Source organism: Phenylobacterium sp. (assembly GCF_041913825.1).
Taxonomy (GTDB): domain Bacteria; phylum Pseudomonadota; class Alphaproteobacteria; order Caulobacterales; family Caulobacteraceae; genus Phenylobacterium.
Genome location: NZ_JAYSEO010000020.1, coordinates 72,268 through 95,608 on the forward strand (window position 1 = coordinate 72,268; position 23,341 = coordinate 95,608).

23 protein-coding genes and 1 riboswitch are annotated in these 23,341 nt (G+C 71.1%); of the genes, 13 read left to right on the plus strand and 10 right to left on the minus strand.

Going from position 1 to position 23,341, the window contains the following annotated elements; genetic code table 11:
• Positions 1-18: 18 nt before the first annotated feature.
• Complete coding sequence (locus tag ACE3Q8_RS16765) at positions 19-1,455, minus strand: IS1182 family transposase (protein ID WP_374471438.1); 1,437 nt, start codon at positions 1,453-1,455, stop codon at positions 19-21.
• Positions 1,456-1,768: 313 nt separating this feature from the next.
• On the opposite strand from ACE3Q8_RS16765, the gene ACE3Q8_RS16770 reads away from it, so the two are divergent.
• The 4 genes from ACE3Q8_RS16770 to ACE3Q8_RS16785 all read left to right on the plus strand — a co-directional run bounded on the left by ACE3Q8_RS16770 (position 1,769) and on the right by ACE3Q8_RS16785 (position 6,617).
• Entirely contained in the window at positions 1,769-2,863 is a 1,095-nt protein-coding gene (locus ACE3Q8_RS16770; protein WP_374471439.1) for a patatin-like phospholipase family protein, read from the plus strand.
• Positions 2,864-2,894: 31 nt separating this feature from the next.
• Positions 2,895-3,101: riboswitch (cobalamin riboswitch) on the plus strand.
• Positions 3,102-3,217: 116 nt separating this feature from the next.
• Positions 3,218-5,131 carry a TonB-dependent receptor plug domain-containing protein gene (locus ACE3Q8_RS16775; protein ID WP_374471440.1) on the plus strand — a complete coding sequence of 638 codons (1,914 nt, stop codon included), beginning with the start codon at positions 3,218-3,220 and terminating at the stop codon, positions 5,129-5,131.
• A 14-nt stretch (positions 5,132-5,145) separates the two neighbouring features.
• Positions 5,146-5,694 (plus strand): hypothetical protein, encoded by a 549-nt coding sequence (locus ACE3Q8_RS16780; protein ID WP_374471441.1) that lies wholly within the window; start codon positions 5,146-5,148, stop codon positions 5,692-5,694.
• Positions 5,691-6,617 carry a cobalamin-binding protein gene (locus tag ACE3Q8_RS16785; protein WP_374471442.1) on the plus strand — a complete coding sequence of 309 codons (927 nt, stop codon included), beginning with the start codon at positions 5,691-5,693 and terminating at the stop codon, positions 6,615-6,617. Before ACE3Q8_RS16780 ends, ACE3Q8_RS16785 begins: the two co-directional genes overlap by 4 nt.
• A 2-nt stretch (positions 6,618-6,619) precedes the next feature.
• Here ACE3Q8_RS16785 and ACE3Q8_RS16790 read toward each other — a convergent pair whose 3' ends face one another.
• Together ACE3Q8_RS16790 and ACE3Q8_RS16795 are read right to left on the minus strand one after the other, a co-directional pair.
• Entirely contained in the window at positions 6,620-7,780 is a 1,161-nt protein-coding gene (locus ACE3Q8_RS16790) for a tetratricopeptide repeat protein (protein WP_374471443.1), read from the minus strand.
• A 15-nt stretch (positions 7,781-7,795) separates the two neighbouring features.
• Positions 7,796-8,044: a DUF2164 domain-containing protein gene (locus ACE3Q8_RS16795; protein ID WP_374471444.1), complete on the minus strand. Its 249-nt coding sequence runs from the start codon at positions 8,042-8,044 to the stop codon at positions 7,796-7,798.
• A gap of 21 nt (positions 8,045-8,065) precedes the next feature.
• Here ACE3Q8_RS16795 and ACE3Q8_RS16800 point away from each other — a divergent pair, with 21 nt between their 5' ends.
• The 8 genes from ACE3Q8_RS16800 (at position 8,066) to der (ending at position 14,563) form a co-directional block, all read left to right on the plus strand.
• Positions 8,066-8,413: an ArsC family reductase gene (locus tag ACE3Q8_RS16800; RefSeq protein WP_374471445.1), complete on the plus strand. Its 348-nt coding sequence runs from the start codon at positions 8,066-8,068 to the stop codon at positions 8,411-8,413.
• A 116-nt stretch (positions 8,414-8,529) separates the two neighbouring features.
• Positions 8,530-8,910 carry a DUF6249 domain-containing protein gene (locus tag ACE3Q8_RS16805; RefSeq protein ID WP_374471446.1) on the plus strand — a complete coding sequence of 127 codons (381 nt, stop codon included), beginning with the start codon at positions 8,530-8,532 and terminating at the stop codon, positions 8,908-8,910.
• Between the two features lie 24 nt (positions 8,911-8,934).
• Positions 8,935-9,516: an RNA polymerase sigma factor gene (locus ACE3Q8_RS16810; RefSeq protein WP_374471447.1), complete on the plus strand. Its 582-nt coding sequence runs from the start codon at positions 8,935-8,937 to the stop codon at positions 9,514-9,516.
• Complete coding sequence (locus tag ACE3Q8_RS16815) at positions 9,509-9,886, plus strand: hypothetical protein (protein WP_374471448.1); 378 nt, start codon at positions 9,509-9,511, stop codon at positions 9,884-9,886. The genes ACE3Q8_RS16810 and ACE3Q8_RS16815 overlap by 8 nt, the downstream gene beginning before the upstream one ends.
• Positions 9,887-10,714, plus strand: coding sequence for a 3-methyl-2-oxobutanoate hydroxymethyltransferase (panB, locus tag ACE3Q8_RS16820; protein ID WP_374471449.1), 828 nt, complete (start codon positions 9,887-9,889; stop codon positions 10,712-10,714).
• A gap of 88 nt (positions 10,715-10,802) precedes the next feature.
• Positions 10,803-11,579 carry a tetratricopeptide repeat protein gene (locus tag ACE3Q8_RS16825; RefSeq protein ID WP_374471450.1) on the plus strand — a complete coding sequence of 259 codons (777 nt, stop codon included), beginning with the start codon at positions 10,803-10,805 and terminating at the stop codon, positions 11,577-11,579.
• On the plus strand, positions 11,576-12,961 hold the full coding sequence (locus ACE3Q8_RS16830; protein WP_374471451.1) for a PQQ-binding-like beta-propeller repeat protein: 1,386 nt from the start codon (positions 11,576-11,578) through the stop codon (positions 12,959-12,961). Before ACE3Q8_RS16825 ends, ACE3Q8_RS16830 begins: the two co-directional genes overlap by 4 nt.
• Before the next feature lie 21 nt (positions 12,962-12,982).
• The gene (der, locus tag ACE3Q8_RS16835) at positions 12,983-14,563 is read left to right on the plus strand and encodes a ribosome biogenesis GTPase Der (protein ID WP_374471452.1); all 1,581 of its coding nucleotides are present in this window, start codon (positions 12,983-12,985) and stop codon (positions 14,561-14,563) included.
• Here the strand turns inward: der and ACE3Q8_RS16840 are convergent.
• The 5 genes from ACE3Q8_RS16840 to radA are packed head-to-tail and all read right to left on the minus strand — an operon-like array spanning position 14,511 to position 19,733.
• The gene (locus ACE3Q8_RS16840; protein ID WP_374471453.1) at positions 14,511-15,260 is read right to left on the minus strand and encodes an SDR family NAD(P)-dependent oxidoreductase; all 750 of its coding nucleotides are present in this window, start codon (positions 15,258-15,260) and stop codon (positions 14,511-14,513) included. The two genes, der and ACE3Q8_RS16840, sit on opposite strands and share 53 nt — an antisense overlap.
• Before the next feature lie 11 nt (positions 15,261-15,271).
• Positions 15,272-16,273: a bile acid:sodium symporter family protein gene (locus ACE3Q8_RS16845; RefSeq protein ID WP_374471454.1), complete on the minus strand. Its 1,002-nt coding sequence runs from the start codon at positions 16,271-16,273 to the stop codon at positions 15,272-15,274.
• Complete coding sequence (gene purF, locus ACE3Q8_RS16850) at positions 16,270-17,760, minus strand: amidophosphoribosyltransferase (protein WP_374471455.1); 1,491 nt, start codon at positions 17,758-17,760, stop codon at positions 16,270-16,272. The genes ACE3Q8_RS16845 and purF overlap by 4 nt, the downstream gene beginning before the upstream one ends.
• On the minus strand, positions 17,757-18,356 hold the full coding sequence (locus tag ACE3Q8_RS16855; RefSeq protein ID WP_374471456.1) for a CvpA family protein: 600 nt from the start codon (positions 18,354-18,356) through the stop codon (positions 17,757-17,759). Before ACE3Q8_RS16855 ends, purF begins: the two co-directional genes overlap by 4 nt.
• 9 nt (positions 18,357-18,365) lie before the next feature.
• Positions 18,366-19,733, minus strand: a complete 1,368-nt coding sequence (gene radA / locus ACE3Q8_RS16860; RefSeq protein ID WP_374471457.1) for a DNA repair protein RadA — start codon at positions 19,731-19,733, stop codon at positions 18,366-18,368.
• Positions 19,734-19,848: 115 nt separating this feature from the next.
• Between radA and ACE3Q8_RS16865 the strand changes: the two genes are divergently transcribed.
• The gene (locus tag ACE3Q8_RS16865; protein ID WP_374471458.1) at positions 19,849-20,493 is read left to right on the plus strand and encodes a Yip1 family protein; all 645 of its coding nucleotides are present in this window, start codon (positions 19,849-19,851) and stop codon (positions 20,491-20,493) included.
• Here the strand turns inward: ACE3Q8_RS16865 and alr are convergent.
• Positions 20,479-21,573: an alanine racemase gene (gene alr / locus ACE3Q8_RS16870; RefSeq protein ID WP_374471459.1), complete on the minus strand. Its 1,095-nt coding sequence runs from the start codon at positions 21,571-21,573 to the stop codon at positions 20,479-20,481. The genes ACE3Q8_RS16865 and alr overlap by 15 nt on opposite strands.
• Before the next feature lie 73 nt (positions 21,574-21,646).
• Positions 21,647-23,134 carry a replicative DNA helicase gene (locus ACE3Q8_RS16875; RefSeq protein WP_374471460.1) on the minus strand — a complete coding sequence of 496 codons (1,488 nt, stop codon included), beginning with the start codon at positions 23,132-23,134 and terminating at the stop codon, positions 21,647-21,649.
• Positions 23,135-23,341 lie beyond the last annotated feature (207 nt).

Sequence of the window (23,341 nt, forward strand, 5' to 3'; positions counted from 1 at the left end):
GCGTGACGCGCCGCTCCCTCAGGTCCGGATCGCAGCCATGAGCGGGCCCGTTCCGAGCATCCGCATCACGCGCTTCATGTTGTAGGCGAGGATGTGGAGGCTGATCTCCGTCTTCACGTTGGGGAGCCGCTTCATCAGGAAGTGGGTGTGGCCCATCCAGGCTTTGATCGTCCCGAAGGGGTGTTCGACGATCCGCCGGCGGGCCCGCATGGCGTAGGGCGCGAGGTCCATCCGTTGCTGCAGCGCCTCGATCGTGGCCTCGTGCTCCCAGCGGGTGATCCGACGCTCGACGCTGGGCGTGCACTGAGGCTTCAGCGCACAGGCCTGGCAGCTCGCCCGATCCCAGTAACGATGCAGGGTGAGCCCCTTCTCGACGGTCGTCATGTGCCGCCTGAGCAGGCTCCCGCCCGGGCAGCGGTAGGCGTCCTCGTCGGGCACATACGCAAAGTCCTGCTTGCCGAAGCGTCCCTCCGCCTTGGCGCCTGAGGTGAGCGGCTTCGGCACATACGGCGTCACGCCGATCTGCTCGCAGGCCAGGATCTCCTCGCCGGAGAAGTAGCCTCGGTCGGCCAGCATCTCGAGGCGCTCCACGCCCATCGCGTCCTTGGCCTTGCCGCTCATCTCGGCGAGCTGCTGGCGATCGCTGCCCGTGGTGATCACGTCGTGGGCGACGATCAGGTGATGCTCGGCGTCGACGACGCTCTGCACGTTGTAGCCGACGATGCCGCTGCCGCGGCCGCTCGTGGCCATGGATCGCGCGTCCGGATCGGTCAGCGAGACCTGGCCATCAGGGGAGGCCTCGACTTGCGCCTCCATCGCCTTCAGCGCCTGCATCTGCGCCCGCAGGGTAGCGATCTTGTCCTTGAGCTTCACAGCGCGGGCTTCGACCGCCTCGCCCTCCAAACGGTCGGCGGTGTCCAGCTCCTGAAGGTAGCCCGCGATGTGCTCGGCCACCTGTTCGATCCGCTTCTTCAGCTTGGCGGGCGTGAAGTTCTTGTCGCGGGTGTTCACCGCCTTGAACTTGCTGCCGTCCACCGCCGCCACCGCCTGGGTGAAGAGCCCGATCTCGCGGCACAGCACGATGAAGTGGGCGCAGGACGCCTGGATCGCCTCACCATTGTCCTTCCGGAAGTTGGCGATCGTCTTGTGGTCAGGCGCCAGCTTGCCCGTCAGCCACATCAGTTCGACGTTCCGCTGCGCTTCACGCTCCAGCCGTCGGCTCGACTGCACCCGGTTCAGGTAGCCGTAGATGTAGAGCTTCAGGAGCGTCGCAGGGTGGTAAGCCGGCCGGCCCGTCGCCGCTGGGACGATCTCGAAGCCCAGCCCGCCGAGCTCCAGCTCGTCGACAAAGACGTCGATCACCCGAGCCGGGTTCTCGTCGCTGACGTAGTCGTCCAAGCAACTCGGAAGCAGAACCGGCTGACGGCGATCTTCACCCTCGACGAAGCGGCTCATCTGCCCCTCCTGACCTGCTCGTCAGGAGTCTGCCCTGCTTCGCGCTTTTACACAGCCTCGACCCGCTGCAGACCTTTCGCGGTCGTGCTGAGAACGAGGCTGGAAGGAGAGGGGGACTCTGCTAGCCTGCGCTTACTAGGAGGGGCAGCGCTCTCGCGATTGCTGATGTGACCCTGCATCGTCAATCCGCCAGCCAAAGATTCCGACGGTATCTGAGACGGTATTCACTTCTCTGTGAGTCGAAATGTTCCGCCCGGTCAGACACTTAGGCTTCCCGGCAATAATCGAGTGGGAATGACCGGGACCGGAGTCCATGGCGCTCGCGCCTGACGGCCGAACCCGACGCCGCGGGCGCCGGCCGCCGCCGCCTGGCGCGGCGTCGCCGCCCGGCTTCGCCGGCGTGCGGTTCGTCGGCGCGCCGGGCGAGGGGTTCGGCGCCTTCTTCGGCGACCGGCTGGTGTCGCCGCAGCCCGGGGCCGGGCCGCTGCGCATCCTGGCGCTCTCCGGCGGCGGCGCGGGCGGGGCGTTTGGCGCGGGCGCCCTGGTGGGTCTGTCCCGGGCCAAGGCCCGGCCGCACTTCGACATCGTCACCGGCGTCAGCACCGGGGCTCTGATCGCGCCGCTGGCGCTGCTCGGCGAGGCCTGGGACGACCGGCTGCGCGACGCATATGCCGGCGGGGCGGCGCAGCAGGCGCTGGCGCTCACTCAGCTCCGCCCCGGTCCCAGCCTCTATGCGCGGGACGCCCTCGTCGGTCTGGTGCGCCGCTACGTGGACGAGGCGCTGATCGCCGCGGTGGGCGAGGCGCACGACGCCGGCCGTGGCCTCTTCGTGGCCACCTCCAACCTCGATTCCCAGACGACCTCCGTGTGGGACCTGGGCGCGGTGGCGGCCCGTGGCGGACCCGCGGCGCTGGAGCTCTTCACGGACGTCCTGATCGCCTCGGCGAGCCTTCCCGGCGTCTTCCCGCCACGCCTCATCCCCGTCGAGTGCGACGGCGAGCTCTACGAGGAGATGCACGTGGACGGCGGCGCAGTGTCGCCGATCTTCGTGGTCCCGGAGTCGCTGCTCCTGCAACGCGCCGCCGAGCTCCAGGCCCGTGGCGCCGAGGTCTATGCGCTGGTGAACACCACACTCAGGCCCGAGCCGCGCGCCACCCCGCTGGGCGCGGTGCCCATCCTGATGCGCAGCTTCGAGCTGATGCTGCGCTCCTCCTACCGAAGCGCGCTGCGCAGCGTGGCCGCCTTCTGCGAGCTGAACGGCTTCACCCTCTATGCCGCGGCCATGCCGCCGGAGTTCAGCGGAGTAAGCATGCTGCGGTTCGAGCGGACGTTCATGGCCGGCATCTTCGACGCCGCCGTGGGCGTCGCGGAACAGGGGCGGCTGTGGTCGGCGGACCTCGCCGCCTGACGCAACGGAAGCTTGACCTCGCCTGAGTCCTGCCGCATGGGCGGGCCGTGGCGCCCGAGAGGGCTGACAAAGGGAATGCGGTGCGTGCGTTCGCGCACAAGGCCGCGGCTGCCCCCGCAACTGTAAGCGGCGAGCCGAAGACCGACTGACGCCACTGGGCGCCTCCGGGCGCCTGGGAAGGCTGGTCCGAGGCGCCGACCCGCGAGCCAGGAGACCTGCCACGAGCCGTGGTCACGCGCGGACGCGTCGGGCGGGGTGCACCGATGTGGATTGACCGCCTGTGGGCCGAAGGGCGCGCCGGCGGCCGGTCTTGTTTCGCGGTGACGTGTCACGTCCGCCGCGAGGTTGCGCGCCATGAATTCCGTCCTTTCCCCCGCCGTCACGGCGGGATCGCTTCTCATCCTGACGCTGGCGGCGACGCCGGTCTTTGCCGACGCCGCGGCCGAGGTGGACCAGGTGGTGGTCACCGCCACCCGCCGGCCGACCCCCGCCGACGAGGTGGGCAGCGCCGTCACCGTCTTCACCGCCGAGGACATCGAGCGTCGCCAGTGGCGAACCTTGCCCGACGCCCTGCAGCTCTCGCCGGGGCTGAACGTGGTGCAGACCGGCGGCCCCGGCGGCCGCACGTCGGTGTTCATCCGGGGGGCCAACGCCAACCACACCAAGGTGCTGATCGACGGCGTCGACGCCAACGACCCCAGCCAGGGCGGGGTCTTCGACTTCGGGGCAATCCTCACCACCGACATCGAGCGCATCGAGATCCTGCGGGGGCCCCAAAGCGGCCTCTACGGCTCGGACGCCATCGGCGGCGTGGTCAATGTGGTCACAGCCGCGCCCGGCGGTCCCAACCGTGTTCTCGCGCGGCTGGAAGGCGGCGCCTACGAGAGCTTCGATCAGGCCGTGGGCGCGGTGGGCGAGGCGGGTCCGCTCGGATACGCCCTGAACGTCGCCCACGCCCGTTCCCGGGAATCGACCACCACGCCGCTCGCGCTGCTGCCGGCCGGCCGCGAGGTGCTCGCCGACGACTACGAGAACACCACCCTGTCGGGCCGCCTGCGCGCCACGCCCATCGAGCGGCTGCAGCTCGACGCCGCCGTGCGCTGGACCGACAGCACCCTGTTCTTCGTGGCCGACGAAGGCTTCCCGAGCGCGCCTGCCGCCGAGCGCTCGCGCCAGGACGCCCGCAACCTCGTGGTCCGCGGCGAGGCGAGCTTCGATCTCGTCCCGGACGCGGTCCAGACCCGGGTCGGCCTCGACCACTCGGAATACAAGACCCGCATCCTCACGCCGAACGCCTTCGGCGCGCCCTTCGCCAGCTACAACAAGGGCGACCGCACCGAGGGCGACCTGCGGGTCGACTTCGCCCTGCCGCAGGGCCGGACCCTCGTGGTGGGCGCCGAGCTCGAGCGCGAGCGCCTGCTGGACCAGCCGGTCCGCTACGACAACGAAAACCGCGCAGCCTTCGCCGAACTGCAGTCGCAGCCCGGCGCCGCCCTGAACTTCGCCGCCAGCGTCCGCTACGACGACAACGAGCGGTTCGGGGGCAAAGCCACCTGGCGCCTTGCGGCCTCGCACAAGGTCGCCGCCACCGGGACGCTGCTGCGCGCCAGCTACGGCACGGGCTTCAAGGCGCCGAGCCTGACCCAACTCTTCGTCAGCTTCCCGGACTTCGGCTTCTTCGCCAACCCGGACCTCGATCCGGAGACCAGCCGCGGCTTCGACCTCGGCTTCGAGCAGCCGCTGGGCGAGCAGGCGCGGTTGGGTGTCACCTTGTACCGGCAGACGATCCGCAACCTCATCCAGACCAATGCGACGTTCGATTCCTACGAGAACGTGGGCCGGGCGCGCGCGCAGGGCGTGGAAGCCTTCGTGGCTGTCGAGGTGACGCCCGCCCTGAACGCCCGGGTCGACTACACCTACACCGACGCCGAGGATCGTTCGACGGGGCTGCGCCTCCTGCGGCGGCCGAAGCACAGAGCGACCATGGCCGCGGACTGGACCGTCACCGACGCTGTGACGCTCTCTGGCACCGTGGTCCATGTGGGTGCATGGGTGGATGGCGACCGCAGCTTCACCGTGCCGCGCCTGAAGGCCGATGCCTATACGATCGCGCACCTTGCGGGCGAGTACCGCCTGACGGAGCGCATCGCCGCCTTCGGCCGGGTCGAGAACCTGTTCGACGAGCGCTATGAGAACCCGGTCGGATTTGAGCGGCCGGGCCGCGGGGCCTTCGTGGGCCTGCGGATCCAGCTCGGCGCCGGCGCGTGAGGGGAGGGCATTCGATGACGTCTCTCCTTCATGCCCGCGACGGCGCCCTGTGGTCCGCCGGGCTGCTCGTCACCGTGGTCGGCGGCTGCCTGGCGCTCGCCTGCCTGGAGCCCCTGGTGGCGGTGGCGGTGCTCGCCGCCGGCGCCCTGCCGATCGGCCGGGCCCTGCTGGTCACCGCCGCCGTCTGGCTGGCCGGACAGGCGGTGGGCTTCGGTCTGCACGATTACCCAGTGGACCGTATGACGATCGGCTGGGGCATCGGCCTCGGCGTCGCGGCCATGGTTTCGACCGTGGCCGCCGCGGCGGCCCTGGCCCACCTCCGTGGCCGCCCGGCTTGGTTCCGAGCCGGGATCGCGTTCGTGGCCGCGTTCGTGGTCGACCAGCTCGCACTGCTCGGTGTGCAGCAGGTGGTGCAGGGCTCGTGCGAGATCGTCCCCGGCGTGATCACCCAGGTTGGGCTGATCAACGCCGCCTGGCTGGCGGCGCTGCTGGCGCTCGACCAGGCGGCGGTGCACGCGTCCGGCGGGCGCGCCGGCTTCGGCCGCCGGACCGCTGCCGCATGACCGCGAGCCGGGTGGTCTCCCTGCTGCCCAGCGCCACCGAGATCGTGGCGGCGCTGGGCCTCGCCGATCGGCTGGTGGGCCGCTCCCACCAGTGCGATTTCCCGGCCGACGTCGCCGCCTTGCCGGCGCTCAGCTCCACCAAGGTGCGGCTGGGCGTCCCTTCGGGCGAGATCGACCGGCAGGTGAACGAGATCCTCGCCCAGGCCGTCTCCGTCTATGACGTCGACGCCGAGCGCCTCCGGGCGCTCGCGCCCGACGTCATCCTCACCCAGACCCAGTGCGCCATCTGCGCGGTGACGCCGGCGGACCTGGAGAGCGCGCTCTGCGAATGGACCGGCCGGGCGCCGCAGCTCGTGTCCTTGGAGCCGAACGACCTCTCCGAAGTGTGGGGCGACATACGCAAGGTCGGGGAGGCGCTGGACGCCCGCGCGGCCGCGGAGGAGCTCATCGCCGGATTGCAGGCCCGGTTGGCCGACCTCGGCCGCCGGATCGGTGACGCACCACAGCCACGGGTGGCCGCCATCGAGTGGTTCGATCCCCTGATGGCCGGCGGCAACTGGATGCCGGAGCTGATCGAGGCGGCAGGCGGCGTCAGCCTGTTCGCCACGGCGGGGGAGCATTCCCCGTGGCTCGACTGGCCGGACCTTGCCGAGGCCGATCCGGAGGTGATCCTGTTGCTGCCGTGCGGCTTCCGGCTGGAGGAGAGCCTGGCCGACCTGCCGTCGCTCACTGGCCATCCCCTCTGGTCGGGGCTCCAGGCGGTGCGGACCGGCGAGGTCTACGCCATCGACGGCCACCACTTCTTCAACCGGCCCGGCCCGCGTCTGGTGGAGTCGGCGGAGATCGTCGCGGAAATCCTGCACCCTGAGCGCTGCCGCTTCGGCCACGAGGGTCGCGCCTGGCAGCGGATGCCGCTCGGCTGAGCTCAGCGCGCGAGCGCTTCGGCGACCTCGTCCAGCACCGCGCGCCAGTCGCCGCGGCGGGGTTGCCGGAAGAGACGGGCGCTCGGGTACCAGGGCGAATCTGCGCGCCCTTGCATCCAGCGCCAATCCTGCCGCCACCAGGGCAGCAGGACGAAGACCGGCTTGCCGAGCGCGCCAGCCAAGTGGGCGAGGGCGGTGTCCACGGTCACCACGAGGTCGAGCCCCTCCACCACCTCGGCCAGGTCGGCGAAATCGCCCACCGGCTCGGTCAGGTCGACGAAGGTCCGGCCCGCACTGTTCAGCCGGTCCAGCAGGGCCGGCGAGGGCAGGGACCGCTCGGCGTCGTTCGGGTGCGTGGAGCGCCCGCGCCAGGCGAAGCCGATCCGCTGCGGCGGGCTAGTGGAAGCGCCCCGGCCGGTCCGGGCGAGATACGGCCTCGGCCGGAAGTCCATCGGGCCGAGCCGTCCGGCGAGCGAGCCGATCAGCGCCCAGTGGTCGGTGACGGGGACCTCGGTCCGTTCCGTCTGCTCGATGACCCGCTGGCCGAGCCGCGCGAACAGCCGGACCAGCGGCCCGGGCGCGGCCAACGTGACCTCCGCGCCGCGTTCCGCCAGGGCCGGCACGTAACGGGCGAACTGGATTTGGTCGCCGAAGCCCTGCTCCGGCCAGACGAGGATGGTGCGGCCGTTCAGGTCCTCGCCCAGCCATTCGCCGGGCAGCGGCGGCTTGGCGGCGTTCTGGTCGGGAAGCGCGGTTCGCGCCTCGTAGAGCGGCCATCCGCGGGCGAAGTCGCCCAGTCCCAATCGGAGATAGCCCAGGTTCAGCCGCAGCCGCGGATCCTCCGGCGCGCGCGCCACCGCGTGTTCCAGCAGCCCCGCCGCCTCCGACCAGCGGCCGGCGTAGGCGAGCAGCGCCGCCAGATGTCGCACCGCCCAAGGCGCGTCCGGCCGCTCGGCCACGGAGCGCCGCAGCTCGTTCTCGGCCTCCGCAAGCCGTCCGAGGCTCATCAGGCAGAGCCCGAGGTTCGCACGGGCCTCGGCGCTGGCGGGCGCGGCCGCCAGCACGCCGGCCCAGAGCCCGGCCGCCTCCTCGAGCCGGCCGTCGCGCTGGCTGCGCAGCGCGTCTTGGAAAGCGGCCAGGAGTTCGTCTTGCGTCTGCGGCATCGGTCCTCGGCGGCGCTAGAGTCGCGCCGGCTTCTCGATCTCGTAGATCGCCTCGGCGATCTGCTCCAGGCGCGATCGCAGGATCGCCTGGGCGTCGGCAAGGCCCTGATTGTAGTAGTGCGGACCCAACGTCTCGCTCAGGAAATCCAGCAGGAGCTGGGCGTCCATTCCGCCGATCTCGACGTCCAGCTCGTCCTTGAGGTAGCGGGAAAGCGCCCGCGTCAGCGCCTCGCGGACCGGCTTCTCAAGTTCGATCCTCGCCAACAAACCCTCCTGGAGCGACCCTTGGCCAAGACCCTCTACGGCATCCGCAACTGCGACACGATGAAGAAGGCGTGGACCTGGCTGGACCAGGCAGGGATCGCCTACGCCTTCCACGACTACAAGAAGGACGGCATCGACCGCGCGACCTTGGAGGGCTGGGTCCGGCAGGTGGGCTGGGAGCCGCTGCTGAACCGGGCGGGCACGACCTTCCGGAAGCTGCCGGAGGCTGACCGGCAGGACCTGGACGAGGGCAAGGCGGTGCGGCTGATGCTGGCGCAGCCCTCGATGATCAAGCGTCCGGTGCTCGACGCGGACGGCCGGCTGCTCGTGGGCTTCAAGCCGGCGGAGTACGAGACGCTCGCCGGGTGACGGCTGGAATCATGACCAAGATTTCATAGCCGTGGCTGCATCTGTAGGCTCCGGCGCACGCCTCTTTACATGCGAGAGACTGGTCGTCGGGGCCGGTCCAAGGAGAATATCGAGCTATGGAAATTCTGGTTCCCCTCGGCTTCTTCGCGATGATCGCGGCGATCGTCGTGGTGCCGCGCTACTTCAAGAGCATGGAGCGGCAGAAGATGGCCGACACCATCCGGGCGGCCATCGAACGCGGCCAGCCGCTGCCCCCGGAAGTCGTCGACGCCATGACCACCGAAGTGAAGTCCAAGGGGGTGTCGCCGTCGCCGCAGCGCGACCTGCGCACCGGCGTCATCTGGCTGTTCGTGGCCGGCGGCCTCGCCGCCTTCGGGGTGCTCGTTGGGATGGAAGAGCCTGACGCCACCTATCCGCTGCTCGCCTTCGCGGCCTTCCCGGCCTTCATCGGCGCCGCCTTCGTCGTCCTCGGCCTGCTCAACAAGTCGAAGGTCTGAGGCGCGAGCCGGGGGAACATGCCCATGCCGGGCGCAACGACAACGGCCTTGGCCAGCCTGCACGACGTGGAGCTCTGCGCCCGCGCCGCCGCGGGCGAGCGTAAGGCCTTCGGCGAGCTGGTCCGCCGGCACGGCTCCGCCGTGCGGGGGCTGCTGCGCCGGATGGGGGCCCAGGCCGCCGAGGCGGACGACGTGGCCCAAGACGCCTTCCTCGCCGGCTTCGAGCGGATCGCCGAGTTCCGCGGCGAGGGGACCTTCGCCGGCTGGATCAAGAAAATCGCCGCGCGGCTCTACCTGCGCCGGCTCCAGCGGGAGCGGAAGCTGGGCGTCTTCGCGGGCGAGGTGGAGGACGAGGCGGAGGTCGAGACCGGCGACGCCGATGGGCGCATCGATCTGGACGAGGCGCTCAAACACCTCGGACCCAGCGAGCGGATGTGCGTCTCGCTCTGCTTCGGAGCCGGCCTTTCGCACGGCGAGGCGGCGGAAGCCTTGAACCTGCCGCTGGGAACGGTCAAATCGCATGTCAAACGTGGTCTGGATAAGCTCAGAGCGCGACTGGCGCCGGCCGACGGCGCCGTTCTGGAAGGGAGGCGCGGCAATGGCTGAGGTCGAGTTCGAACGCCGCCTCGAGCGCCTGTTCGCCGAATCCCCGGAACTGCCCGACGCCGCCCAGTTCGCCGAGCGGATCGACCGCCGGCTCGATCGGGGCTGGACCGCCCGCCGTTGGCTGATCGGCGCGGCCGGCGTGGCCGGGGGCGTGATCGGCGCGAGCCAGTTGATGGTGTCCAACCTGTTCCAACGGGTGGAGAACGCTGGCGACTCGGCGCGCCTGCTGACCAGCGGCCTGGGGCAGGTGGCCCAGCCGGCCGAGTGGATGCCGCTGCTGGGTTCCGGCGGGGCCATGGTCTGGGTAGCGTCCGGCCTGGCGGTGCTCGCCATGGGCTTTGTGCTCAGCCGCGTGATCGAGGAGATCTGAGTGTCGTCGCATCGCCAGGAAGCCGTCCGACGCGTCGCCGCACCGGACATCGCCGCGCGCAAGGGCAAGAGCCCCATCGTCTGCCTCACAGCTTACACCGCGCCGGTGGCCGAGATCCTGGACGAGCACTGCGACCTGCTCTTGGTCGGCGACTCCGTGGGCATGGTGGTCCACGGGCTGCCGAACACGGTCGGCGTGACCCTGGAGATGATGATCCTGCACGGCCAGGCGGTGATGCGCGGCTCGCGCAAGGCCATGGTCGTGGTCGACCTGCCGTTCGGCTCCTACGAGGGCGCGCCGGAGGAGGCCTACGCCAACGCCGCGCGGGTCATGAAGGAGACCGGCGCCGGTGCGGTGAAGGTCGAGGCGGGACCGGCGGTGGTCGGCACGATCAAGTACCTCGTCGACCGCGGCATCCCCGTGATGGGCCATGTGGGGCTCCGCCCCCAGGCCGTGCTCGTCGATGGCGGCTTCAAGGCCAAGGGGAAGGGCGGCGAGGAGCGCCGCCGGATCCTCGAGGAGGCCCAGGCCACGGCCGACGCGGGAGCTTTCGCCGTGGTCGTCGAGGGCGTGGCCGAAGGGCTGGCGCGGGAGATCACCGGGGCGATCGAGGTCCCCACCATCGGCATCGGTGCGTCCGCCGGCTGCGACGGGCAGATCCTCGTCACGGACGACATGCTCGGCCTGTTCGACTGGACGCCGAAGTTCGTGCGCCGCTACGCCGACCTGCGCGGAGAGATCGCCAGAGCCGCCCAAGGCTATGCTGAGGATGTCCGCGCCCGCCGCTTCCCCGGCCCGGCCGAGATCTACTTCGCCAAGGCGGGCTGAGCGCACGTTGCGGCGCACCGCGGCGCGCTATAGGTTCCCGGCCTCTGGCGCAAAGCCCACCTGAGAAGAGAGTCCGGAGTCCCCGTTCGTGACGGATCTGTTTGAAGAGGTCGAGGAGCAGCTCCGCTCCGACCGGTACCGGACGCTTGCGCGCAAGGCGCTGCCCTGGGTGCTTGCGGTGCTGGCCGCCGCGCTGGTCGCGGCCCTCGCGTGGTGGGGCTACACCACCTGGCGCGACCGCGAGTCGGCCAAGGCGTCGGAGCAGTACGCTGCCGCCCTCGACGCCTTCGCGCAGGGCGACCAGAGCAAGGCCGCCCAGCTCTGGACCGAGGTCTCGAAGACCCAGGCCCCGGCCTTCAAGTCTATGGCGCTGATGCAGCTCGGCGGCCTGCAGCTCGCGGACGACAAGGTGCAGCCGGCCGTCGCCTATTTCGACCAGGCCGCTGAGGCCGCGCCGCACGCAGTGCTGGCCGACGCCGCGCGCCTCAAATCCGCCTTGGCCTTGCTCGACACCGCGCCCTACGCCGAGCTGGAGAAGCGCTTGAATCCCCTGATCGAGGACGATCGCCCCTACCGCATCCAGGCCCGCGAGGCCCTGGGTTTCGCCAAGCTGATGAAGGGCGACACCGCGGGCGCGCGGGGCGACTTCCTCGTCGTTTCCTCCAGCCTGGAGGCGCCCGACAGCGTCCGGGCCCGCGCCAAGGCGGCGATGGACCTGATCGATTCCGGCTCGGCCAAGGCGCTGGCGGCTACCGTCAAGGCCGCCGCCGCCCTGCCGCGCCCGCAAGGGCCTGTCGGCGGCGCGCTGCCGCCCGGCCTGATGGCGCCCCCGCAAGCCCAACCGCAAGCCCCCGGTCCTCAATGACGTCTCGCCGCAAGATCCTCCTGGCCGTTGCCCTGACCGCCGCGCTGGGCGCGAGCGGCTGCTCGACGCTGGGCCGCCTCAACCCGTTCGACCGGGACGACGGCCCGCAGGAGACCGCCGGCGAGGGCGAGCGCATCTCCATCGTCCCGGCCGACCAGGTGCTCGAGCCGGCCGAAGGCCTGAAGGGCGTCGACTTCACCCTGCCGCCGGCGACGCCTGTGACCGAGTGGCCGCTGCCAGGCGGCACGAGCGAGCAGTGGGTGGGCAATGTCGCGGCCGCGCCGGACCTGTCGGTCGCCTGGCGTCGCGGCTTTGGGGACGGCTCCGGTGGCGGCCGGCACGTCACCGCTCCGCCGGTGGCCGCCGACGGCAAGATCTTCGTCATGGACGCCGCGGCCACGGTCACCGCGTTCGACGCCCGCACCGGCGCCCAGGTCTGGCGCCGCGACGTGCGGCCAGGCGACCGCCGCGACCGCGAGGCGTTTGGGGGCGGCCTGGCCTATGGCGACGGCAAGCTCTACGTCACGTCCGGCTACCGCGTGGTGGCGCAGCTCGACGCCCGGACAGGCCAGGTCGGCTGGACCACCCGCACAGAGCAGCCGATTCATGGCGCGCCGACCCTGGCCGCCGGCCGGGTGGCGGCCGTGGCCATCGACAACACGCTGCTGACCTTCGACGCCGCCACGGGCGCGCCGGCCTGGACCTACCAGGCTCTGACCGAGCCTGCGCGGATTCTGGCAGCTTCCAGCCCCGCGGTGTCCGGCGACACGCTCGTGGCCGCCTTTGGCTCGGGCGAGCTGATCGCGCTGCGCTCCACAAACGGCAACGACCTCTGGAACGAAGCCCTGTCGCGCGCCAGCCGGACCAGCGCTCTGTCGGAGATCCGCGACATTCCGGGGCGCCCGGTGATCTACCAGGGCGACGTCTACGCGGTCAGCCACTCCGGCGTATTCGCCGCCATCGACCTGCGCACCGGCCAGGCGCGCTGGCAGCTCCCCGTGGTGGGCGTCAGCACGCCTCTGCCCGCGGGCGACGTCGTCTATGTGGTCGGCCGCGACGGCCGCGTGGTCTGCGCTTCGCGCGAGACCGGCCAGATCTACTGGATCCGCGACCTCAACGAGGGCTTCCGCGCCAAGCGGCGCGGCGGCTTCTTCGGCATTGGCGGACGCCGGGCCGTGCGGCCGGTGTGGTCCAGCCCGATCCTGGCCAACGACCGGCTGATCCTCGCCGGCTCGTCCGGCGAGATGGCCGTGCTGAACGCCAAATCCGGCGAGGTCCAGCGTCGGTTCGACATCGGCGGGCCGGTCCTGCTGGCCCCGATCTCCGTGGGCGACACGATCTATGTGGCGACGGACCGGGCCCAACTGATCGCGCTGCGCTGAGCGCGGGGTTAGGCTGACGTCATGGCGCTGAAACTCGCGATCGTCGGGCGTCCCAACGTCGGCAAGTCCACGCTGTTCAACCGGCTGGCGGGCAAGAAGCTCGCCATCGTCGACGACCAGCCGGGGGTGACCCGCGACCGCCGCTTCGCGAGCGGTCGGCTGGGCGACCTGGACCTGGAGCTCATCGACACCGCCGGCTTCGAGGACGTCTCGGACGAGAGTCTCGAGTCGCGGATGCGCCAGCAGACCATCCGCGCGATCGAAGAGGCCGACGTGGCGCTCTTCGTGGTGGACGCCCGCGAGGGGGTGGTCCCGCTCGACGAGGTGTTCGCCGAGATCCTGCGCAAGCACGACAAACCCGTGGTCCTCGCGGCGAACAAGGCCGAGGGCAAGCAGGGCGACACCGGCGTCATCGAAGCCTTCGGCCTGGGCCTGGGGGAACCGGTGCCGATCAGCGCCGAGCACGGGGAGGGGATGGCCGACCTCTACGCCGCGATCGCCGCGGTCATGCCCGACGAGGACGCGGACGAGGAGGACGAGCGCGACAAGCCCGTGCGCATCGCCATTGTCGGTCGCCCGAACGCCGGCAAGTCGACCCTGGTGAACCGGCTCATCGGCGAGGACCGCCTGCTCACCGGCCCCGAGGCCGGCATCACCCGCGACGCGATCCCCGTGGACTGGGAGTGGGACGGCCGCCCCGTCCGGCTGGTGGACACCGCCGGGCTGCGGCGCAAGGCGAAGGTCCAGGAGAAGCTCGAGAAGCTCTCCACGCAGGACACCATCCGCGCCATCACCTTCGCGGAGGTGGTGATCCTAGTGATGGACGCCACCCATCCCTTCGAAATCCAGGACCTGCAGATCGCCGACCTAGTGGAGCGCGAGGGACGGGCGCTGGTCTTCGTGCTCGCCAAGTGGGACCTTGTGGAGGATCCGCAGGCCCGCCTGCAGGAGATGCACGAGGAGGTCGGCCGCCAGCTTCCGCAGGTGCGCGGCGCGCCCCTGGTAGCGCTGTCCGCCGAGACCGGTCGCGGCCTGGATCGGCTGATGCCGGCCGTCTTCAAGACCTACGGCGACTGGTCCACGAAGGTGAAGACTCGCGACCTCAACGACTGGCTGCAGATGGCGATCCAGCGTCATCCGCCGCCCTCGGTGAACGGCCGGCGGATCAAGCCGAAGTACATGGCCCAGACCAAGGCCCGGCCGCCGACCTTCGTGCTGTTCTCCAGCCGCGCGGACCAGCTTCCGGAAACCTACCGGCGCTACCTGATCAATTCACTGCGCGAGAGCTTCGACCTGCCCGGCGTGCCGCTGCGGGTCAGCATCCGCTCGAACAAGAACCCCTATGCAGAAGGCGAGGAGAAGAGCGGGCCGGCGCCGTCGCGGCCCGAGCCCGGCGCCCGCACGGGGCTCGCCGCCAAGACCCGGGCCGCAGCGGCCGCCAAGGCGCGCGAAGGTGCAGACGCCAAGCCGAAGGGCCCTGCGAAGGTCAAGGCCAAGCCGAAGACGGGCGCGCCGCGGGGCCGGGCCCAGAAGCTCGCCCGGCCGGGGGTCAAGCCGAAACGCGCGTCCCGGCCGACTTCCAATCGGCGAACGCCACGGTGACGTGCGGCAGGCCCACCTCGGCCTGCGCCAGTTCCAGGACCAGCGGGCCGATCTCGGACGGGTCGGGCAGGGTGGTCGGATCCTCGCCGGGCATGGCCTCGGCGCGCATGCGGGTGCGCATGGGCCCGGGGTTGAGCAGCACCGCGCGCACCTTGGTGTTCTCGAGTTCGTCGGCCCAGGTTCGGACGATCGCCTCCATGCCCGCCTTGCTGGCCGCGTAGAGGCCCCAGAAGGCGGCCGGCCTCGCCGCCTTGCCGGTGGTCAGGAAGATCGCCCGCGGCCGCTCGGCGGCCTTCAGCAGCGGCTCCGTCGTGCGGATCAGCCGCCAAGTCGCGGTCAGGTTCACCGCCATGACGCGGTCCCAGTGCTTGGGCTCGATGTGGGCGACAGGCGTGATCGCGCCGAGGATCCCTGCGGCGTGGACCAGCACGTCCAGGCGGCCGAAGCGTTGGTGGATGGCGTAGCCGAGCTGGTCCAGGCCGTCGCCGTCGGCGATGTCCATGGGGACGAGGGTGGCGGACTTGCCGGTCAGCCGGCGTATCTCGTCGTCGAGGTCCTCGAGCCCGCCCTGGTTCAGGGCCACCGCGATGATGTGGGCGCCGGCGGCGGCGAGCGCGATGGCGGCGGCGCGGCCGATGCCGCGGCTCGCGCCGGTGACGAGGACGACCTTGTCGGCGAAGGGAAGCTGTTCGGACATGGGGCCGCTCTCTAGCGGCTCTCCGGCTGGGAGTCGCCCCGCTTTGCGTACTGCTGCGCGATGAAGGCGCAGGCGATGAGCTGGATCTGGTGGAAGATCATCAGCGGCAGGATGGCCAGGCCCGCCGTCGCCGCTGGAAACAGCACTCCGGCCATGGGCGCGCCGCTGGCGAGGCTCTTCTTGGAGCCGCAGAAGACGATGGCGATCTCGTCCTCCCGCGAGAAGCCGAGCGCGCGGGCGGCGAGCCAGGTGGCGGCCAGCACCAGCGCCAGCAGGAGGCAGCTCAGGACCAGCAGGCGCACGAGGTCGAGGGCTCCGATGCGGCTCCAGACCCCTTCCACCACCGCGCCCGAGAAGGCGGTGTAGACCACCAACAGGATCGAGCCGCGGTCGGCGTAGGAGAGCAGCCTGGCCCGGTCCTTCACCCAGCCGCCGATCCAGCGCCGCAGGAGCTGGCCGGCCACGAAGGGGACGAAGAGTTGCAGCACGAGGGCCTGCACGGCGCCGGGCGAAACCGAGCCTTCGGCGTGCAGCAGGGCGGCGACCAGCACCGGCGTCAGCGCTACGCCGAGGAGGTTCGAGGCCGAGGCCGAGGCCACCGCGGCGGCGACGTTGCCCCGCGCGATCGCGGTGAACCCGATCGAGGACTGGATGGTCGAGGGCAGGCAGCCCAGGAAGATGATCCCGGCGGACAGGGCCGGCGGGCTGATCCAGGCCGGAAGGGCCGCCAGCCCGAGGCAGATCAGCGGGAAGAGGGCGTAGGTCGCGGCGAGCACCACCAGATGCAGCCGCCAGTGGGTCAGCCCCTGCAGCACCGCCTCGCGGGACAGCCGCGCCCCGTGCAGGAAGAAGACGAAGGCGATCGCGATCTTGGTGGCCCAGTCGAAGACCGGGGCCGCCGCGCCACGGGCCGGCAGCAGCGACGCCACCGCCACCATGGCGAAGATCAGCACGATGTAGCCGTCGGGCTTGAGCCGGCCGAGCCAGCTCGCCCGCGCGGGCTTCTCGCTCACGCGTCGACCAGGAACGAGAGCTGGCGGTCGACGGCCTCGTTGCGGCCCTGGGCGATCTCGCGATCCAGAAGGCGGGTCGGGTAGTCGCCGGTGAAGTAGTGGTCGGTGAACTGCGGGACCGCGGGGTCGCGAGCGCCGGCCTCCATCGCCCAGTAGAGCCCGTCGACCGACAGGTAGCCCATGGAGTCGACGTTGAGGATCCTGGCGATCTCCTCGACCGAGTGGTTCGCGGCCAGCAGCTTCTCACGGTCCGGCATGTCGATGCCGTAGTAGTCCGGCCACTGGATCGGCGGGGAGGCGGAGCGCAGGTGCACCTCGGCGGCCCCCGCTTCGCGGACCATCCGCACCACCCGCACGGAATTGGTGCCGCGCACGATGGAGTCGTCGATCAGCATCACCCGCTTGCCGGCCAGCACGGCGCGGTTGGGCGACAGCTTCATGCGCACGCCCATCTCCCGCTGGCCCTGGGTGGGCTGGATGAAGGTGCGGCCCACGTAGTGGTTACGGATGATGCCCATCTCGAAAGGCACGCCGGCTTCCTGGGCGAAGCCCAGGGCGGCGGGCACCCCGGAGTCCGGCACCGGCACCACCACGTCCACCTCCGCCGGGGTCTCCATGGCGAGGCGGCGGCCCATGCGCTTGCGGACCTCGTAGACGGACTTGCCGTTCACCACCGAGTCCGGACGGGCGAAGTAGACGTATTCGAAGATGCAGGGCCTGGCCTGGCGGGCCGGGAAGGGGCGCAGACTCTGAATGCCGTCCTGGTCGATGACCACCATCTCGCCGTGCTCGATGTCGCGCACGAAGCGGGCGCCGACCATGTCCAGCGCGCAGGTCTCGGACGCCAGCACCGCCTTGCCGTCCAGGTCACCCAGAACCAGCGGGCGGATGCCCAGCGGGTCGCGCACTCCGATCAGCTTCTTGTTGGTCAGCGCCACCAGGGCGTAGCCGCCCTCGATCTGCGTCAGGGCGTCGATGAACCGGTCCACGAACTTCGCCTTCCGGGAGCGGGCGATCAGGTGGAGGATCACTTCGGAGTCGGACGTCGACTGGAAGATCGCGCCCTCGGCGACCAGCTGCTCGCGGAGCGTCAGGAAGTTCGTCAGGTTGCCGTTGTGGGCCAGCGCCACGCCGCCGGCCTCGAGGTCGGCGAACATCGGCTGGACGTTGCGGATGAACGAGCCGCCGGCCGTGGAATAGCGGGTGTGGCCGATGGCCGAGTTGCCGGGCAGGCGCTTCTCGAGGTCGCCGCCGCCGAAGGCGTCGCCCACGTGGCCCATGTGGCGCTCGGTGTGGAACCGCTGGCCATCGAACGCGGCTATGCCGCAGGCCTCCTGCCCGCGGTGCTGCAGCGCGTGCAGCCCGAGCGCGGTGAGCGCGGCCGCCGCCTCCACGTCGTGGATTCCGAAGACGCCGCACTCCAACCGAGGCGTATCGTCCTCCGGGTCACGAACCGGTGGGGACCATCGGTCGTGGGCCGCAATCATCGCACTCTCTCCGCCTCGCCGCCGCGTTGCGGCGCCTCGTAGCCGTCCGTCACGTTCCTGTCACCCGTCCCGTCGCTCAGCGCCTTGCCGAACGCCGGCGCCAGCTTGCCCGCGAGGTCGAGCCCCTGCGGCGCGAGCGCCTTGAGGAGGTTCCCCATGTTGCGGGCCAGCGGCCAGGTCCGCGCCTCGGTGATCCACCGGGGCTGCAGGTCGGGCGGCGTGGCGGCGTTGAACATCAGGAACAGGGCTCCCAGCACCAGCAGGCCGCGGGCAAGCCCGATCGCCAGGCCCACGCTGCGGTCCAGCGCGCCCAGCAGGTCGGTCTGCTGGATCTTCCGTGCAACCCCTGCGCCGATCAGCCGCAAGGCGATGTAGGCCGTCCCAAACACCAGGATCAGCGCCGCCACCGTGCCCAGCCAGTCAGGCCGCACCACCTCGCGGACCAGCGGCGCGAACAGCGGCAGGCCGAAGATCGCCAGGAAGGCCGCGGCGACCAGGGCGAACAGGGCTGCGATCTCGCGGGCCGCGCCGCGGGCGAAGCCCACCGCCGCCGAGATGGCCAGGAGCGCCAGGACGATGAAATCGAAGTTCGTCACGCAGGTCCTTCAGTTCCAGTCGCCGTCGCCGATGCGGCGGATCGCATCGGCCAGCCGGCTCACCCCCGTCACCCGCATCGGCGCGGCGGCGTCCGCGTCGGACGGCGCAAAGGCGCGCCGGAACCCGAGCTTGGCCGCCTCCTTCAGGCGGGAGTCCATGCGGCTGACCGGCCGCACCTCGCCCGACAGGCTGATCTCGCCGAACACCACGCAGTCCTGCGGCAGGGCCTGATCAAGGGCGGAGGAGGCCAGGGCCGCCGCCGCCGCCAGATCCGCGGCCGGCTCGTTGATGCGAAGTCCCCCGGCTACGTTCAGATAGACGTCGCGGTCGCCGAAACCAAGGCCGCAACGGGCCTCGAGCACCGCCAGGACCATGGCCAGGCGCCCGGAATCCCAGCCGACCACCGCACGCCTCGGCGTGCCGTAGGCCGACGGCGCGACGAGCGCCTGGAACTCCACCAGCACCGGCCGGGAGCCCTCGATGCCGGCGAACACCGCCGCGCCCGCCGCCCGCTCGCCCGAGGTGTTCAGGAACAGGGCCGACGGGTTCTTCACCTCGCGCAGGCCGGCGTCGCCCATCTCGAACACGCCGATCTCGTCGGTGGCGCCGAAGCGGTTCTTCGCGCCGCGCAGGATCCGGAAGGGGTAGCCCCGCTCGCCCTCGAAGGCGAAGACGGCGTCGACCATGTGCTCCACCACGCGAGGGCCGGCGATCGCGCCTTCCTTGGTCACGTGGCCTACCAGGATCACCGCCACGCCCTGCTTCTTGGCCAGGCGCACCAGCTCGCCCGCCGCGGCGCGCACCTGGGTGACGGAGCCCGGACCGGCCTCGTGCTGGTCGCTCCACATGGTCTGGATGGAATCGATGACCACGAGCTCGAACCGGTCGCGCTTCAGGCCGTCGACGATGGTCCGCAACGAGGTCTCGGCCGCCAGCTTCACCGGCGCATCGGCAAGGCCCATGCGCTGCGCGCGGCCGCGCACCTGCTCGACGGCCTCCTCGCCGGAGATGTAGGCGCAGCTCACGCCGCGCCGCGCCGCCTCGCCGGCCACCTGCATCAACAGGGTGGACTTGCCGACGCCGGGATCGCCGCCCAGCAGGATCGCGGAGCCCGGCACCACCCCGCCGCCGCATACCCGGTCGAACTCGTCGACCCCGGTGGAGATCCTCGGCGGCGCCGGCGTGGCGTCCTCCAGGCCCTCAAAGGTCAGCCCGCGCGTCTTGGAGCCCTTGGCGGGCGCGAGCGCGCCCGGCGGTCGGCTCTGCACCTCCTCGACGAGGGTGTTCCAGGCGCCGCAGCCCTGGCACTGGCCGGACCACTTCGTCTGGACCGATCCGCAGGACTGGCAAACGTACACGGCGCCGTCGCGGGCCAAGGGGGGTCACTCCTGATTCGGCAGGGCCTCAGTCTAGCCGACCCGCGTGGCGGGCGTCTGTGCGGCGGCTTGCCGTTGGTCTAGGGTCGCCCGGGGACTTGGGCTGGAGGCGTAGGTGAGCGTGGTGGAGCCGGGGCCGGCGGGCGGCAGCCTCGCCGCGCGGGTTGGCGCGATGCTGTTCCGTCCAGGGCGGACGTGGGGCGAGGTCGAGGCCGAGGAGACGCCGCACGGGGAAATCCTGCGCCGCTACGTGATGCCGCTGGCCGCCGTCCATGCGGTCTGCGGCCTGATCGGCATGATGCTGTTCGGCTATTCGATCGCTGGCATCGGCTTCCGGGCCAACCCGCTGACCGCTGTCCTCGAAGCCGCCGTCGACTTCACCCTGACGCTCGGCCTCGTGCTCGTCGCAGCAGCGGTCATCGACCTGCTGGCGGGTGCGTTCGGCGGCCGGCGGAGCTTCCGCCAGGCGTTGAAGCTCGCGGCCTACTCGGCCACTGCCTATTGGGTCGCAGGCGTCTTCTCGCTCTACCCCAGCTTCGGCATCCTCGCCGGGCTGCTGGCCGCGCTCTATAGCCTCTACGTCCTCTACCTTGGTCTGCCGCGGCTCATGCGGCTGCCGCAGGACCGCCTGCTGAGCGGGTTCGCCGCCATCCTGGCGGCAGTGCTGGCGCTCGCGGCGCTGAAGGGGTTTTTGGTGTCGCGGGTGGCCGAACTGGGCGGGCCGCTGCGCGCCGCGGCGCTCGGGTCAGGCCTCGCCTAGGTAGATCCGCTCGGCCCGGGTGCTCAGGCGCACCAGCACTTCGTGGGCGACGGTGCCGCCGGCGGTGGCCAGGTCGTCCAGCAGGACGTTGGCGCCCAGCAGTTCCACGTGCTCGCCGATCTGGGCCGGCGCGTCGCCGATGTCGACGGCGACCAGGTCCATGGTGACGATCACCAGGGACCGCCGGGCCCCGCCGTACCAGGCGTAGCCGCCGCGCATGGTCGAGCGCAGGATCCCGTCGGTATAGCCGGCCCCGACGATCGCCACGCGGGCCGGCCGCTCCAGGGTGACGGCCGCGCCGTACCCGACGCGCTCGCCGGGCTTCAGGTTGCGGATGTCCAGGATCGGCGCGGTGAGGGTGGCCACCGCCTTCAGCCGCGGGTCGGGCCGCTCCTCGGGTCCGCCGCCGTAGAGGCTGACGCCCGGCCGCACCACGTCGAAGAGGTAGTCGGGTCCGAGGAAGACGCCGGCCGAGGCCGCCAGGCTTTTCCGGCTCTCGGGAAACAGCGGGGCCACCTGCCGGAAGCGCTCGAGCTGCTCGGCGCTCCTGCGGTCGGAGGGGGCGGTGGCGGAGCCGAGGTGGCTCATCAGCAGGACCACATCGAGCCCCTTCAGCCCGTCCGGCGCCTGGGCGAGCGCGCGGGCCTCCTCGGGCGTCAGCCCCTGCCGGTTCATGCCGGTGTCCACGTGTACGGCCACCGGCCAGCGCCGGCCTGCCTGCCGGGCCCATACGCTGGCGGCGGCGGCCTGGGGCAGGGAGGCGACCACCGGCGTCAGGCCGGCCGCGGCGAACCTGGGCGCCGAGCCCGTGGTGAGGCCGTCGAGCACGAAGATGGTGGCCGGGCGGTCCGCGCCCAGGGCCTGGCGCAGCGCCTCGCCCTCGTTCAGCCGGGCCACGAAGAAGCTGCGCGCCCCCTCGACCCAGAGCCGGCGGGCGAGGGGCGCCGCGCCCAGCCCGTAGCCGTCGGACTTCACCACCGGCGCGACCTCGGCCCCGCCGGCGGCTTCCCGCAGAACCGAGAAATTGTGGGCGAGCGCGTCCAGGTCGATCGTCAGGCGCGCTTGGGCAGGGTTGGACATCAGCCCCGCTAGAACATGATGTGGGCGGCCGTCAAAGCCCCCGAGGCCTCGGGGAGGCGGCTCCCGCGCCGCCTCAGTGCGGATCGTAGCGGTTGTCCCGCGCCAGGTTGCCGAACTTGGTGGTGTCGGAGTTGAACGACACGCGCACGGTGCCGATCGGACCATGGCGCTGCTTGCCGATGATCAGTTCGGCGAGGCCCGTCACCCGGTCCATCTTCTCCTGCCACTCGAAGTGCTCCGGCGTGTTCGGCTGGGGCTCCAGGCGGCTGAGGTAGTACTCCTCGCGGTACACGAACATCACCATGTCGGCGTCCTGCTCGATCGAGCCGGATTCCCGCAGGTCCGAGAGCTGGGGCTTCTTGTCCTCGCGGTTCTCCACCTGACGGGAGAGCTGCGAGAGCGCGATCACGGGGACCGACAGCTCCTTGGCGAGCGCCTTCATGCCCTGGGTGATCATCGACACCTCCTGCACCCGGTTGTCCGAGCTGCCGGCGCCGCCGGTGACGAGCTGCAGGTAGTCGACGATGATGAGGTCGAGCCCCACCATCCGCTTCAGGCGCCGCGCCCGCGCCGCCAGCTTGGCCATGGTGATGCCGCCCGTGGCGTCGATGTAGAGCGGCGCTTCCTGGATCTCGAGGGCCGCCTCGCGGATGCGGCTGAACTCGACGGCGTCGATCTCGCCCTTACGCAGCCGGTCCCCCGACACGCCCGAGGCCTCGGCCAGCAGGCGCATGGCGAGCTGCTCGGCGCTCATTTCCAGCGAGTAGAAGGCGACGACGCCGCCGCGCACCGTCTTGCGTGTTCCGTCCGGCTGCGGCTCGTAGGCGTAGTTGCGGGCCACGTCGAAGGCGATGTTACAGGCCAGCGACGTCTTACCCATGGATGGCCGGGCGGCCAGGATCACCAGGTCGGAGGGGTGGAGGCCACCGATCTTCTGGTCGAGGTCGATCAGGCCGGTGGAGAGGCCGGCCAGGCCCCCGTCGCGGCTGTGGGCCTCGGCGGCCATGGCGACCGCGCCGTGCAGGGCGTCGGCGAAGGTCACGAAGCCCTGCGAGACCCCGCCGGTCTCGGCCAGTTGGAAGAGCTGCTGCTCGGCCTTTTCGATCTGGTCGCGGGCGTCGAGCTCCTCGTCACCCTGGGCGGCGGTGGCGGCGATCTCGCCGCCGATCCGGATCAGGTCGCGGCGCAGCGCCAGATCGTACACGGCGCGGGCATAGTCGGGGGCGTTGGCGGCCGGCGGGGCCCGGTCCACGAGGTCGGCGAGGTAGCGGACGCCGCCCAGCTCCTCGAACGCCGGGTCGCGGCTGAACTGCTCGGCTAGGAGGATCGGCTCGGCCAGTTGGCCCTTGCGGATGTTGGTTTCGATCGCCTGGAACAGGCGCTGGTGGAACGGCTCGTAGAAGTGCCGCGCCTGCAGGTGGTCGCCCAGCCGTTCGAAGGCGGCATTGTCATACAGGAGCGCGCCCAGCAGGGCCTGCTCGGCTTCGACGTTGGCAGGGACGTGGGGGATCGCCACGTCATTGGAGACGGGGCGGAGATCGAGCGCCGGAACGACTGACATGGGTTAACACCTAGCCCAACGCCGACCGCGGGAGCACTGCGACAAGGGATCGTGCGGCCACCTGTCCACACACTTTTTGCGACGGCTGTGGACAAGCTCTGCTGTGCCAACGGGCTCTCTCCGCGCCCAAACGGAAGCGGGGGGGGGGGGGGGGGGGCGGCCGCCCCCCGGGCCGACACGAAGCGTGGGGAGAGTGCTCCCCAACAC

What these genes read in the sequence shown, in the direction of transcription:
- ACE3Q8_RS16775 (WP_374471440.1), top strand. Translation starts at nt 3,218, where the DNA reads ATGAATTCCGTCCTTTCCCCCGCCGTCACGGCGGGATCGCTTCTCATC.
- ACE3Q8_RS16770 (WP_374471439.1), top strand. Translation starts at nt 1,769, where the DNA reads ATGGCGCTCGCGCCTGACGGCCGAACCCGACGCCGCGGGCGCCGGCCG.
- ACE3Q8_RS16805 (WP_374471446.1), top strand. Translation starts at nt 8,530, where the DNA reads ATGGAAATTCTGGTTCCCCTCGGCTTCTTCGCGATGATCGCGGCGATC.
- ACE3Q8_RS16830 (WP_374471451.1), top strand. Translation starts at nt 11,576, where the DNA reads ATGACGTCTCGCCGCAAGATCCTCCTGGCCGTTGCCCTGACCGCCGCG.
- ACE3Q8_RS16785 (WP_374471442.1), top strand. Translation starts at nt 5,691, where the DNA reads ATGACCGCGAGCCGGGTGGTCTCCCTGCTGCCCAGCGCCACCGAGATC.
- ACE3Q8_RS16780 (WP_374471441.1), top strand. Translation starts at nt 5,146, where the DNA reads ATGACGTCTCTCCTTCATGCCCGCGACGGCGCCCTGTGGTCCGCCGGG.
- ACE3Q8_RS16875 (WP_374471460.1), bottom strand. Translation starts at nt 23,134, where the DNA reads ATGTCAGTCGTTCCGGCGCTCGATCTCCGCCCCGTCTCCAATGACGTG.
- ACE3Q8_RS16840 (WP_374471453.1), bottom strand. Translation starts at nt 15,260, where the DNA reads ATGTCCGAACAGCTTCCCTTCGCCGACAAGGTCGTCCTCGTCACCGGC.
- alr (WP_374471459.1), bottom strand. Translation starts at nt 21,573, where the DNA reads ATGTCCAACCCTGCCCAAGCGCGCCTGACGATCGACCTGGACGCGCTC.
- ACE3Q8_RS16810 (WP_374471447.1), top strand. Translation starts at nt 8,935, where the DNA reads ATGCCGGGCGCAACGACAACGGCCTTGGCCAGCCTGCACGACGTGGAG.
- purF (WP_374471455.1), bottom strand. Translation starts at nt 17,760, where the DNA reads ATGATTGCGGCCCACGACCGATGGTCCCCACCGGTTCGTGACCCGGAG.
- ACE3Q8_RS16765 (WP_374471438.1), bottom strand. Translation starts at nt 1,455, where the DNA reads ATGAGCCGCTTCGTCGAGGGTGAAGATCGCCGTCAGCCGGTTCTGCTT.
- ACE3Q8_RS16790 (WP_374471443.1), bottom strand. Translation starts at nt 7,780, where the DNA reads ATGCCGCAGACGCAAGACGAACTCCTGGCCGCTTTCCAAGACGCGCTG.
- ACE3Q8_RS16815 (WP_374471448.1), top strand. Translation starts at nt 9,509, where the DNA reads ATGGCTGAGGTCGAGTTCGAACGCCGCCTCGAGCGCCTGTTCGCCGAA.
- der (WP_374471452.1), top strand. Translation starts at nt 12,983, where the DNA reads ATGGCGCTGAAACTCGCGATCGTCGGGCGTCCCAACGTCGGCAAGTCC.